Annotated in this window: 16 protein-coding genes, 1 tRNA gene and 2 pseudogenes; 11 read left to right on the top strand and 8 right to left on the bottom strand. The window is 42.3% G+C overall.

Annotated features, from left to right (window positions below):
• Nucleotides 1–62 precede the first annotated feature (62 nt).
• The 3 genes from ACFYU8_RS04900 to ACFYU8_RS04890 all read left to right on the top strand — a co-directional run bounded on the left by ACFYU8_RS04900 (nt 63) and on the right by ACFYU8_RS04890 (nt 1,735).
• Nucleotides 63–136, top strand: a tRNA-Gly gene (locus tag ACFYU8_RS04900).
• A 191-nt stretch (nt 137–327) separates the two neighbouring features.
• Nucleotides 328–615 carry a hypothetical protein gene (locus tag ACFYU8_RS04895; RefSeq protein ID WP_390295285.1) on the top strand — a complete coding sequence of 96 codons (288 nt, stop codon included), beginning with the start codon at nt 328–330 and terminating at the stop codon, nt 613–615.
• A 202-nt stretch (nt 616–817) separates the two neighbouring features.
• Nucleotides 818–1,735 carry an aldo/keto reductase gene (locus tag ACFYU8_RS04890; protein WP_390295287.1) on the top strand — a complete coding sequence of 306 codons (918 nt, stop codon included), beginning with the start codon at nt 818–820 and terminating at the stop codon, nt 1,733–1,735.
• A gap of 13 nt (nt 1,736–1,748) precedes the next feature.
• On the opposite strand, the gene ACFYU8_RS04885 is transcribed toward ACFYU8_RS04890, so the two are convergent.
• The 5 genes from ACFYU8_RS04885 to ACFYU8_RS04865 form a co-directional block, all read right to left on the bottom strand.
• Nucleotides 1,749–2,390 (bottom strand): DUF3885 domain-containing protein, encoded by a 642-nt coding sequence (locus ACFYU8_RS04885; protein ID WP_390295290.1) that lies wholly within the window; start codon nt 2,388–2,390, stop codon nt 1,749–1,751.
• Between the two features lie 88 nt (nt 2,391–2,478).
• On the bottom strand, nt 2,479–2,871 hold the full coding sequence (locus tag ACFYU8_RS04880; RefSeq protein WP_390295292.1) for a YkvA family protein: 393 nt from the start codon (nt 2,869–2,871) through the stop codon (nt 2,479–2,481).
• 98 nt (nt 2,872–2,969) lie between these two features.
• Complete coding sequence (locus ACFYU8_RS04875) at nt 2,970–3,953, bottom strand: zinc-dependent alcohol dehydrogenase family protein (protein WP_390295294.1); 984 nt, start codon at nt 3,951–3,953, stop codon at nt 2,970–2,972.
• A gap of 53 nt (nt 3,954–4,006) precedes the next feature.
• On the bottom strand, nt 4,007–4,252 hold the full coding sequence (locus ACFYU8_RS04870; RefSeq protein WP_390295296.1) for a hypothetical protein: 246 nt from the start codon (nt 4,250–4,252) through the stop codon (nt 4,007–4,009).
• 305 nt (nt 4,253–4,557) lie between these two features.
• Complete coding sequence (locus ACFYU8_RS04865; RefSeq protein WP_390295298.1) at nt 4,558–4,770, bottom strand: CDGSH iron-sulfur domain-containing protein; 213 nt, start codon at nt 4,768–4,770, stop codon at nt 4,558–4,560.
• Nucleotides 4,771–5,015: 245 nt separating this feature from the next.
• Here ACFYU8_RS04865 and ACFYU8_RS04860 point away from each other — a divergent pair, with 245 nt between their 5' ends.
• Entirely contained in the window at nt 5,016–6,077 is a 1,062-nt protein-coding gene (locus tag ACFYU8_RS04860; RefSeq protein WP_390295300.1) for a hypothetical protein, read from the top strand.
• 464 nt (nt 6,078–6,541) lie between these two features.
• Here ACFYU8_RS04860 and ACFYU8_RS04855 read toward each other — a convergent pair.
• Nucleotides 6,542–6,673: pseudogene (locus ACFYU8_RS04855) on the bottom strand (Tn3 family transposase); the annotation flags it as partial.
• A 197-nt stretch (nt 6,674–6,870) separates the two neighbouring features.
• Between ACFYU8_RS04855 and ACFYU8_RS04850 the strand changes: the two are divergent.
• The 3 genes and pseudogenes from ACFYU8_RS04850 (at nt 6,871) to ACFYU8_RS04840 (ending at nt 8,567) form a co-directional block, all read left to right on the top strand.
• On the top strand, nt 6,871–7,518 hold the full coding sequence (locus ACFYU8_RS04850; protein WP_390295302.1) for a beta/gamma crystallin family protein: 648 nt from the start codon (nt 6,871–6,873) through the stop codon (nt 7,516–7,518).
• A gap of 559 nt (nt 7,519–8,077) precedes the next feature.
• A pseudogene (locus ACFYU8_RS04845) lies at nt 8,078–8,344 on the top strand (substrate-binding domain-containing protein); the annotation flags it as partial.
• 109 nt (nt 8,345–8,453) lie between these two features.
• On the top strand, nt 8,454–8,567 hold the full coding sequence (locus tag ACFYU8_RS04840; RefSeq protein ID WP_221868562.1) for a hypothetical protein: 114 nt from the start codon (nt 8,454–8,456) through the stop codon (nt 8,565–8,567).
• Nucleotides 8,568–8,657: 90 nt separating this feature from the next.
• Here the strand turns inward: ACFYU8_RS04840 and ACFYU8_RS04835 are convergent, their stop codons facing one another.
• Nucleotides 8,658–9,032 (bottom strand): DoxX family protein, encoded by a 375-nt coding sequence (locus ACFYU8_RS04835; RefSeq protein WP_390295305.1) that lies wholly within the window; start codon nt 9,030–9,032, stop codon nt 8,658–8,660.
• 78 nt (nt 9,033–9,110) lie between these two features.
• Between ACFYU8_RS04835 and ACFYU8_RS04830 the strand changes: the two genes are divergently transcribed.
• Nucleotides 9,111–9,359, top strand: a complete 249-nt coding sequence (locus tag ACFYU8_RS04830; protein ID WP_391365701.1) for a winged helix-turn-helix transcriptional regulator — start codon at nt 9,111–9,113, stop codon at nt 9,357–9,359.
• Here the strand turns inward: ACFYU8_RS04830 and ACFYU8_RS04825 are convergent.
• Nucleotides 9,306–9,833 carry an isochorismatase family protein gene (locus ACFYU8_RS04825; protein ID WP_390295307.1) on the bottom strand — a complete coding sequence of 176 codons (528 nt, stop codon included), beginning with the start codon at nt 9,831–9,833 and terminating at the stop codon, nt 9,306–9,308. The genes ACFYU8_RS04830 and ACFYU8_RS04825 overlap by 54 nt on opposite strands.
• 117 nt (nt 9,834–9,950) lie before the next feature.
• Here ACFYU8_RS04825 and ACFYU8_RS04820 point away from each other — a divergent pair, with 117 nt between their 5' ends.
• From ACFYU8_RS04820 to ACFYU8_RS04810, 3 genes are all read left to right on the top strand, one after another.
• Nucleotides 9,951–10,595 carry a hypothetical protein gene (locus tag ACFYU8_RS04820; RefSeq protein WP_390295309.1) on the top strand — a complete coding sequence of 215 codons (645 nt, stop codon included), beginning with the start codon at nt 9,951–9,953 and terminating at the stop codon, nt 10,593–10,595.
• Between the two features lie 104 nt (nt 10,596–10,699).
• Nucleotides 10,700–11,059, top strand: a complete 360-nt coding sequence (locus tag ACFYU8_RS04815; RefSeq protein WP_390295311.1) for a YmaF family protein — start codon at nt 10,700–10,702, stop codon at nt 11,057–11,059.
• Between the two features lie 129 nt (nt 11,060–11,188).
• The gene (locus tag ACFYU8_RS04810) at nt 11,189–11,890 is read left to right on the top strand and encodes a YjjG family noncanonical pyrimidine nucleotidase (protein ID WP_390295316.1); all 702 of its coding nucleotides are present in this window, start codon (nt 11,189–11,191) and stop codon (nt 11,888–11,890) included.
• Nucleotides 11,891–11,948: the final 58 nt, after the last annotated feature.

Raw genomic sequence — 11,948 nt, 5'->3', positions numbered from 1 at the left:
AGACAAATTATTCAGATAGTTATATAATTGGAAACGGTTGGAATGGAATGCGACAACATATTGCGGGTGTAGTTCAATGGCAGAACTCCGGCTTCCCAAGCCTGCGGCGTGGGTTCGATTCCCATCACCCGCTCCATACGAAATGGAAGAAAAGTCTTTGAGGAAAAAAGGCTTTTCTTTTTTTTGTGGTAATAATTGTAGAAAAACACGCTTGGAAGCGAAACTTTTAAGTCGTTCGTGAGTATTTTCATGTAGATAAACCCGAAGGAGGGTATGCAATGAAGGAGATGAACTACGGTCATTAACTTCCCAAAAAGGAGGTTAGTGATGAGTAGAAGCTATAAGAAGTTCTCGGTTGTAAAGGATAAGAGTGGGCCAGCAAAAAAGTTCGCAAAACGGTTAGCAAGTAAGGCTGTAAGAAGATACAGGTCTGGAATTCATACTGGATGCATGTATCGGAAAATTTTTTGCTCATGGATTATCAATGATTTCTGGTTTTACAAGTCATATCGGGATGCCATTCGAGATTGGGAGACAAGCGATTTACCTCGGGTGAAGGCGAAGACGGAACAACAAATCATTAACGAATGGGCGAAATATTACTACCGAAAATAGAAGAATCATTGGTGTACAGGGAAGTTACACCAAGCAAAGAGTCCTTCCATGGTAATTTGGTAAGGACTTTTTGTTTGTTCATTTTTCTATTCCTCATCCATTCCGAGCCACGGTATTGAAACGATTGTTCATCCATGACAAAATGAAAAAAATGACATTCAGGTATTATCGTACATTCCATTAAAAGAACCGGAGGATCGACATGAGAACGATACAACTCGGCACGAGCAAGTTAGAAGTACCGGTCATCGCAATCGGTTGCATGAGGATTGGGTCACTAGACAAGCTGCAAGCGGAGCGCTTCGTACAGTCAGCGCTTGAACAAGGGGCGAACTTCTTCGACCATGCTGATATTTATGGAAAAGGCAGATGTGAGGAAGTATTTGCAGAAGCGATTCAGATGAGTCCTAGCGTTCGCGAGCGTATCCTATTGCAATCGAAATGTGGCATCCGGCCCGGCATGTTCGATTTTTCCAAAGAGTATATTGTGAATGCAGTGGAGGGCATTTTGAAACGCTTAAAAACTGAATATTTGGATGTATTGCTGTTGCATCGTCCAGACACTCTTGTCGAACCGGAAGAAGTAGCGGAAGCTTTCGATCTTCTGGAAAGCGCGGGTAAAGTACGCCACTTTGGCGTCTCCAATCAAAATCCGATGCAGATCCAACTGTTAAACAAATATTTGAAGCAACCAATCGCCGCTAACCAGTTGCAGCTCAGCATTATGAACGCGACCATGATCTCGCAAGGCTTCAACGTCAATATGGAGAACAACTCGGCTGTGAACCGAGATGGCAGCGTACTCGACTTTTGCAGGCTGCATAATATTACGATTCAGCCTTGGTCACCGTTCCAGCATGGATTTTTCGAAGGATCTTTCCTTGGGAACGAGAAATTTCCCGAGTTGAACAAGAAAATCGATGAAATTGCAGCTAGATATGAAGTAACTAACACCACAATCGCCATTGCTTGGCTACTACGACACCCGGCGAACATGCAACCTGTCATTGGTACGACGAATATCGACCGCATGAAAGACTGCGTGAAAGCAGCACATATTCGCTTGACGCGAGAAGAGTGGTATGACATCTATCGCGCTGCCGGAAATGTGTTGCCTTAACTGATGATTCTATTTACGAAAATACCTGATCGATCTTGGCTCTGTCATAGTCTAATATCCACTGATCATAGCTGTCATAAATACCTCTGATTGTTTCAGGAGAAGTGGCTAATAAATCACAGCCTCGATCGTCATAGATACGAAAGATTGTATGTTTGCTGGTATTGATAAAGTATATCCGATGAAAAATACGCGGTTTTAATCCCATATCCTGACGGCAGATTGCTTTTATCATGGGAACAAATGCAAGGTCGGATGTTTTACACTTCAAAGCGAATCGATGCGTTCGATAGGCTTGATCCTCATCGTCTTCTGGAAAGACATAAGGAATTGTATGATGTTGGAGCTTATACAAAAGTGATTTTTTCTTCACATACTTGGAAAAGACATTCAATTTACGTTTGAAAGCCCCACCGTCTCCATAATCGTTTACGTCCACTACGATATAGATGTCATCGTTAGGTGAATGTAAAGTCTTAAATAAAGTTATCGCTCGCGTATAAACCCCGTGTAAATAGGGGCAATTTTCATAAACGTTGCGGTGATCATAGTTCACGCCTAGTTCAAAACGGATTCCAATATCCCAGCTATAAAATAAAGGTGGCCTAAGCACTAACGTCGGAAATGTATGCTGTAAATACTCGTGTACTGTCATTAAAGCACCTCGCTCTACTAAAATGATTCGGAGAACATAAAATAGGAGAGAACAGAGACTCTCCTACCATCTATGGAATGGGATTTTCCTATTCCTGTAAAAAATCTTTTTGCTTCCACTCTTTGTATAGAGTAAGGTCGCTGCTCACTTGTCGAAACACCAATCCAATGATTGTTGCGTCATCTAGTAAACCAGCAACAGGAATAAAATCTGTGATTGCGTCTATGGGTGAAACAAAGTACAAGATCCCGCCAATAATCATCAGTATGGATTTAACAGGGATTGCTCGGTACTTTCCGCTGGTCCAATCACCGAAAATACCAAAAAGTAACTGTAAATTATCCCAAGCATCTCCGATTGTTTTTTTATCTGCTTTTTTTATTGCTTTCTTTAAGAGATTAGATGCTTTTTCTTTATCGTTCAGATATTCAGATGCTTTTGATTCATAATTTTTAAGAAACATCTTTTCATGTTTCGCCATAGGACCTCCTATGTTTTAACGAAGCCAAAAAGGGTGAGAAAACGTTCATTTTTGGCTTCGGTGTCATTTGTTTTGCTCGTAGAAAAGCTCCCAAGCGATTACACCAAGATGATTTTCCCTGTACGATGACGGCTCTCCGCAAATTGGACTGCCTCTCTAACATCATGCAAAGCAAATTTCTCTCCAGGCTCTGCCAAAATGAGCTTCCCATTCTGTACGAGCTCGATGATTTTCTCAAACGTTTCGTGCCAGGTAGACACGGATACGCGTTGATTCCAGTGGCGTAATAAAAACAATTGAGGGAGAACGCCAAGCTCTTTCGAGATGATCGACCAATCTACTTGAACTCCCGATAAAAGCCCTAAAGACAAGAAAATCCCGCCGGTACGTGTAGACAGCGCCAGCTCTAAACCTTCTGGACCGCCAATTGAATCAATAGACGCATGAGCACCTTGTCCGTTCGTTACACTCATGATGGCATCATAGATAGACACACGTGAACTGTCGATGACATGCCATGCTCCAAGCTGCATCAGCTCCTCGGTATATCTTGCGTTTCGGACGATGGCGATCACCCTAAAACCGAAAAGAGCGGATAGCTGAATAAACAAGCGGCCAATCGCTGAGTTGGCTGCATTGACTAACAAAACCTGATGTGAAGACAGTTGAAGCGTCTCTTTGCAGATGACCCATGCAGTGATGGGGTTTATGTACAACCGACTGGCGGTATCATCTTGGATCGAATCGGGAACCTCAATGGCTAGCTCGGCTGTCGTTTTTACGTATTCTTGCCAAGTACCCTCACCGCGCAAAGGCAGAACACGTTTCCCGATAAGAGAGCGGGGAGCAAAAGGACCTGTATCAATAACGGTACCTACGCCCTCATACCCAGGAATAGCGGGAAGGTTGATGCGATGTCTGTAGGCACCACGAATCGGGATAAGGTCAGAAGGATTAATCGGACGTGCGCTCATTTTCACCAATATTTCATCTTGCTTGAGAGGTTCAATCAGCCGCTGTTCAACCTTCAATACTTTATGGGGTTCGCCAAATTGATCAAATCGTACAACTTGTGCATACATGGTTGTGCACTCCTTACTTTTTCAGGCATAACCGAACGAATAATAGTTCGTCGTTATCTAAGGTATAAAAAATAAATCCCGTCAATCAAAACGAGAACTTGGAGCGCAGCTACAAAAAAGAACAGGTACGCGATCTTATGTTTTTTCTTCCTCTCAAAAGTACCTAGTGCTGCCATGATAATGGCTAAGCCCAGCATCGTTGCTATTCGTAAAAATTGGGCACTCGTTATCAGTGTAGCGATTGCGAGAACGATAACCATCATGGAAACAACAGTAAACCAGATGGGGGTCTTTTTCATGAGATAGGCCCACTTTCGCTTGCGGAGTTTTAGATAATCTGGACAATACAGAAAAATAAGACCGCTCCTAAAAATGCAGTGATGGCCGCAGAAGTGAGATATTGATTCGGGTTATGTATGACTTGTCGCAGTGTATTAAAAAAGCTTACGAGAAACAAAGCGACCACAAAACTTAAAAAGTACAGCATGTAATCAAAACCTTTCCAGTAACATTCTTCAAAATTATACCAACATTTTAATGAGGAAACAAATTTACATAAAAAGCGATTGATATGTGAAAAAGAGCGCATCTGCGCTCTTTCAAATCATGATTTTGCTCGTGGTGCACTTTCAAAACCTACTTGTTTATGCGTGCCATCACAGAACGGTTTCTTCTCGGATTGCCCGCATCTACAGAGTGAAAAAGATGAACCGACTTCATACTTGTCACCTGCTCCATCCAGCAATTCAACCGCACCAGTAACAACACGAATTGATCCATTGTCGTTAATCTTGATGGTTACTTTTTCTTGATCCACATGTCATCCCTCCTTTTTTACTATCTTTACCTACTATGCTCTCGAGTAGAAGGGTATGTGGTCAATAATTACTTGTCTACATGGGAAGAGCCCACAGTCACGAAAGTGAACCGTATCATAAGTGACGGCAACGGAGTTAATCTTGTTTTTTAATGTTAAAGTTTCCCGAGGACTCCTGGTGGGCACGATTCTATCAAGATTTTACCGAAAATCGTATTGCGGCTTACTATAACGGGAATCTAACATTGTCTTCCCTCGATCTAGATTGGGAGAAGCCGTTTCCACAGCAGCAGGAGACAACGCTTATTTTCATTGACGGGAATCTTACGGTGGACAACCTCTACAATGCAGATACGGATGGCGCCATAGGGCTTATGGTAATGGGGGATCTGACTGCTAAAAACATGGCGGTGGGCGGTCAGGAAATCTACATCGAGGGAAATCTGTTAGTCGAAGATGACGATGAGGTTGGTTTTTCTTTCGGCATGCTTATTTCCATTCTTAAAGAAGGTCGCCCCGCATTAAAAAATTTGAATGAGGCTCTCCAGAGAAAAAGGCCTGTTCAGCTATACGTTATCGATAACACGCTCAATGAAGACAATATAATGAAACTGACCCGGTCTGTTTTGGTGCTGGATGACAAGCACTATTATGATTTTGAGGAGCAAGGTGTCTACCTCAAAGTTAATCGGGAGCATGTTGATGCGGAGAAGGGCAAACTGAACCCTGGCATCTACATTAAGGATGACCATAACCACTATTTTATTTATCTTGAAGAAGACCATGCCGTTAGTCTGCAAAGAAAAACGGCGGATGAAGGAGCGGTATGGGAGGACATTACCGATGAGCCACAGGAGCAGTTGTCGGATATTACCTACTACTGGATCATGTTGCTAACCTGCGTCAATGTAGCTGAGCTGTATTTGCCGGGCGTTGACAGGCGTTACTTGGAGGGAATTTTGCAGCACCCCACGATTCAGGCATTGGATCCGGCAGGAGAGGAAAACGACGGGTTCTGGGATGGCTCCAAATACTATCGTTTTCGGCAGGCACATTCGGACGAGGATGGGGACAAGCTGGATGCCCGAATTGAAATTCAGACTCCCGATGGAGCCTTCTATTTCTATACGTTAGGCAATGAAAAATTGGTTTCCCAGCACTATCAGCCTCCTAACCAGTACGGGCGCGAGAACATTTCTTATATAAACTCCACACGCTGGGAAGCATCCGAGCGCTACTTCACGAAGTTCATGCAGTTCATATCCCGTGAAATAGCGGAGGGTGCTGACACTGAAGATGAATTGTAGGAACAAGGTCTAGTGCGGATCATATCAGTATGATTAATGCAATTGAATGATCAAATTTGATGTAAATTTTCATTTGCTCAGAATAAGTTTAAGTTCCGAATTTGTTTCTGGATAAGGAACTTCGAGCAGTGGCAAACGTCGCCACACCCGCATGTATTCTTTTGGGGGTACCGGAACAAATGTCATAAAACCCATGCTAGGGACTTGAATGTAAAAAAACTCGATTTCCTGTACGCTAAGGAACTCGAGTTTTTCATATTGGAGGTACCCTTGGTAGTAGCAGCCATTGTTGGGGTTTGTGTAGCAATGGGCGTAATCTACCTTATTCAATATCATCCGAGACGCTGAACGAATATCTTTCCAAAATGTGTATATGTCCGTATCCTAACGGAGACAGTCTCTGAATTTCAAAAATAGTAAACTGTTGTCCAGCCAGCTTTAATCTATCTAGGGCTACATCCTTGCAAGACAGTTTGCTGTTCCAAAATTCCTGATAAAAGATAGAGAGAGTCTTTGATTGTGCCAGGTATAACGATTCCATGAAACCCTGTAAACTGGTCACTGGTAAAGTTGCAGTAGGTGACACCACTACCCGCTCTGCTTACTTCAAGTAGGAGTTCTGGAAGATCAGTATGGGGAAGAATAGAGTACATAGCTTGGGGAAAAGGGGACTTTTCTAGTAAATAGACAGTTTTACAAACAGACAAAAATTTACAAAAATTGTATTGTCATATTTTGGAAATTGTAATAGCATATGTCTGTATGAAACATTAGCTAATAGGAGGGATTTAAAATGAAAGGTGTAGTCAAGTTAATAAGTGCTTTAACAACGTTCGTGTTGGCATTCATTGCATTAGGGTCAGGTCCAGTATCAGCGAATGGGACAAGTCCAGGTTCACCAGTAGCATATTTGTGCGAAGATGCAGACTATCAAGGTTACTGCTTAGGTCTATACGCGGGCAGTAGAATTAATAAACTTGATGAAAAATTCTTCAATGACAAAGCTTCCTCGATCAAGATTTTAGATAATCGATACAACGTAACTGTTTTCGAACACTTAAATTGGACTGGACGTAGCACTACTTATTTGTTCAGTGATCGTGACATGAGTGACGAAAAGATTGGGAACGATGAAGCTTCTTCTCTTTATGTTTCTGAACATCAAGAAGAGCTTAATGGAGTGTACTTGTACGATAACTACGGAATGAGCGGCGATTGGATCAAGGTAACATCAAGCGCGAGCACTATCCCACTTAATGACAAGATTTCGTCCATTCGTATCGTCGGACCATATGATATAACGATATTCGAACATGCAAACTTTACTGGAAGAAGTTTGAGTTTTAGTGGTAATGCTTATCAAGAGGGCACTCAGATTCTCGATTTGGTTCCCCATGGATTTAACGACATTACATCAAGCATATTAATCACAAAGCGCTAATAAATTAAAGTTCTTCATGTCTTTGCACTCCATTTTTTTCATCGTCAACTAATAAAACAACAGGTACACCAATAATCAGCTACTGGCTTTTCATCCATCGTTAGCCTACGAGAAAATAAATAAAACCATCCAATAGTAAAAAGTGACCATTCATTTGGTCACTTTTTATGTTACAACCTTTAGTTTTTGTTGTTAGAGTATCCTATCTAGGTTATCTAAAGTTTGCTGATTAGTTCGTTAGGTGGAGGAGTGAGGTGGATTTTGAGGGAGTTATGTTTCTTTTTTTGGATCTCCATCTTACTTTTTTGTCCATACTGGTGTTGATAAATTTATGGAAAAAAGCAGGTAGGATAGCATTGATAGTATGGAATTGGGGGGGCAGAGAAGTATCAAAATGCAATCGATTTTTATAAGTCAATCAATTGGAATGACAACAAAAAGTAGCAGGAATGGAGTTTAGATTAAGCTAACGGGTAGGATTGCTCAGCTAGCACGACCATACAATAAGGAGGTCGACCAGTAAGTTCTGGTGACCTTATATTACAATCAGGCGGGGTAGTTAAATAGTATTACGTATTTAGAGTTTCAAAATGCCGAAGCCATTAAACAATGTGCAATTACGGGAATCGGTATTGCCTTTCTTCCTGAAATGACAACGAAAGCGGAAGTTGAACGGGGCGAACTTGTTGCTCTTCCATGGCAAATTCCGGACTTGCAAGTGTATACACAGATGTTATGGCATTAAGACAAGTGGCTTTCACCAATCATATTATCTTTCATAGAAGCAGCAAGGGAGGTTATCGCAATAGAGGAGGAGAATAATTAATTGGGTTCGAGAGTTTAATAAACTAAGCCAGTCTAACACTTTATTATCCTTGAACAGTTAAAATCAGGACAAGGTATGGTTATTTTTATCAGGGAAAGGGTTTTGTCTCATGACGATTTCGATGGATGACTTAGAGCAATCCTGCTGGGAATGCGAAGGCAAGGGAGCGATTCTTACCGCACAAGGCCAGACCCTCCTACACTTTATAAAAAAGCATTTGTAAACAAACGAGCTTGAAGAAAAAGCGGGAGGCCGTCAGATCCCTCACCTGGTTACGGGTGGGAACTGGCGGCCTTTTTTGCGAGTAGTCGGATTAAATCGGCGTAGCATTATTCGGCTGTTTGTTGCTACCACTCTGGCGACCGATAAGCAAGAAAACAAGGAGTAAGACAAACAGAATCGCAACAGTAGTCGTATCACCGTGTAGAAGAAGAGTGATTGCAGCACCAAGCATAATGACTGCGAGCGAATAGGCGGCGTAACGCACATACTTTTTCATAACTAGACCCCGTCCACCGAGCACTTCTCCTAAACCGATCACCACTTGGAACCAATGGGGAAACCCGAATGCTTGAAAAGCGAGTGTTGCCTCTGGTTGTCCAATCAGCTTGTTCATACCAGATGAAAGGAACATCAAGCACAACCCTACTAACATTACCCATTTTGCGATACTACGCAGACCTACCATACTGAAATCCTCCAATCATTTCGTTGATGGATTCAGTATAAACCGCCCATTATGACATCTTTTGTCATATAGCATAGACTGAAGGTTCTGCAAAGAATCGTCTATCATCAGGTTCCTTTAAAAGTGGAATATTCACTTACGGAGGAAGGGGAGAGCTTGCAGACGATTTTGAATCTAATGTGCGCGTATCCAAAAATAAAATGGCACGAATATAAAAACTCGCCATCCAATCCACACTGGGAAATCGATGGCGAGCAATACCATCTGCTCACATCACTTGTATTTTTCAGCGTACTGCTTGTAGTCTACTACTTCAATCACACTTGACCAACCGAGGACTTTTCCTACGAATTGCTGAATGTCTAATCCTTGCATACCGTATGTATCGGCTGTATTTGTTGTTCCAGTTGCGTCCGTAATGAATGTCACTTTATATCCGCGATCATAGGCAGCGATCGCCGTAAACATACAACAAAACTCAGTCTCAAAACCAATTATAAAAAGATGATCGACTCCTAATTTTTCTAAGGTTTGCGTGAGTTCCGTTTGGAAGAATGCACTAGGGGTTTGCTTCTCGATCAAGTGGTCGGAATAGGCTTTTATTGAAGGGTGTATTTCAGAACCGATAGAGCGTCTATTCAGTGGACTTTCTTCTGCATCATCTATATGCTGGATAAAAATGACAGGGCGATTGCTCTCCTTAAAATCTTTGATCACCTGCTCCATCAAAAAAAGTTCTTCGTTGTAATCCCCACAACTCACAATTCCGTTTTGCACATCAATCACTAATAGTGCGTTCATTGCTCCACCTTCCTTCTGCCATGTAGATAAATAATTCGGAAGGAAAGAGTGTACTTCCTGCAAGATAAATATCATGAGATAATCAAGGGGAGGAAATAATAGGAAAGGTTGAGTTCGATGAGAATTTCATTTTCTTACGCATTCATACTTGTTGCATTTATTCTCGTTACGGGATGTGGTTCAACGAATTCAAGTACGTCATCCGTGTTTTCCAATTTAGCCACACAAGGCTCTTCTTCCACGAGCGAAAGTACAGAGGTTGCTGCGGAATCAGAAAATAACCAAGTGGCTACGTACCTTTCGATGGCTGTACTCTCCTTACATGAAGTGAATGGGTTTGAAGCTGGAGAAGAATTTCCACCGGGATCCAAAGCGTTTTTAGCAAAGCATGCTCATTTGTTTCCGGCAACTGGGGATAAAGTGAAGGAAGCCCAGCAATTCGTCGATCAAAATGTGCAATCGAAACATATCAATAAAAATATATCCAAGTATGCTGGCACGATGATTCAAGATAAAGGAACGGTGTTGAGCATCGAGGAGGAAGAAATACCGGAAATGGGAACTCTTTCCGTCTTGCATGTCATCAATGACCAGGAGGATAGCTACCAAGTTGTATACCCAGGCGGATTAGATATCTACGAAGATGATACGGTTGAAATTGTGGGAGTTCCAACCCTGCTCTCAGGTTTCGATAATGTAAGTGGTGGATACACGAATTCGATCATCATTGTAGGAAGTTATGTAGGAAAAAGCGCGAATTAAGCTAGGGTAGTATGGATATTCGTAGAAAACAAGCTATTGACCAGTCCGCATCCTTGTCACACCGAATACAGTGATAGCAAGCCAGGGATGGAAGGATGATAACAATGGCTAATAAAAATAGATTAAAATGGAAGCTGAAAAGTAAAAGTACAAGAAGAATTCAGAGACATGTTCATGAGTTTTTAGGTAGCACGCAGCTTGCAGAAGAAGGAGCAGATCGACATAATCACCGTTTTGCTGGCGTCACTGGTCAAGCAATCCCAAGAGGAAAAAGCCACGTTCATGTCATTCGGTCCAATACAGACTTCTTCAATCATCTCCATCGCGTGCGAATTGTAACTGGACCCGCAATTCCGGTTGGAAATGGGAAGCATGTTCATTTTGTGAGAGGAACTACCACGTTTAACGATGGTCACGTCCATCGGTTCAAATTCGCGACGTTGATCCAGAAGCCGCTCCTCTAAAAAATCTTTCACGGCCTCGAATGTACAGTTCGAGGCTTTTTGTATGCAGTTTGGCCTTCTGTTTTTGATATGATAGAAAGGTGTTAGTTTGTACGAATACTTGATCAGTAAAGATTTATGGAGGTTGCCATGCGCTATCAAGTCATATTTTTCGATGTAGATGATACACTTCTTGACTTCAAAACGACAGAAGAAAATGCTTTGCAAAAGACGTTTTCCCAGTTTGGACTCGCTACAGGATCGTCTGATTATGCAGCGACTTACAAAGAGATCAGTAAAGGATTGTGGGAGGATTTAGAAAAGGGGCGGATCACTCTAGCAGAGCTAGGTGTAGAGAGGTTTCGAAGACTTTTCAAAGCTGTTCAGCTAGACGTCGATGCAGAGGCGTTCGGCAGCGCCTATCTCGGATCCTTGGGCAAAGAAGTGCATCTGGTAACTGGAGCAGTTGAATTGTGCAACAGTCTGGAGGATTGCCGCTTGGTGATCATTACGAATGGATTCGTCTCTGTGCAAACGGCAAGAATTGCTGCTTCACCGCTTTGCAACTCATTTGAGCACCTGATTATTTCCGAAGAGGTCGGCTACAAGAAGCCGGATCGGGAAATATTTGAATATGCGTTTTCCAAACTGCAATTGACGGAAAAGGCGAATGTATTGATGGTGGGAGATTCGTTGACCTCCGATATACAAGGGGGAGCCAATTACGGGATCGATACGTGCTGGTTCAACCCTCTGGGCAAAGAAAATCAGACGAGCATTCAGCCAACCTACGAAATCAGAGAACTGCGCGAGCTTCAAGAAATTGTGCGGAAGGGTAACGTGAATTTGTAGGATCTTTCCTGTATGATTAGAAGGTATTGATCTACAGGTAAATCTAGAATCTAGTGAT

Origin of the sequence: Brevibacillus sp. NPDC003359 (genome assembly GCF_042878995.1) — a bacterium.
In the GTDB taxonomy this organism is placed as follows: Bacteria; Bacillota; Bacilli; order Brevibacillales; family Brevibacillaceae; genus Brevibacillus.
This window is presented reverse-complemented; position numbering and strand designations above follow the sequence as displayed.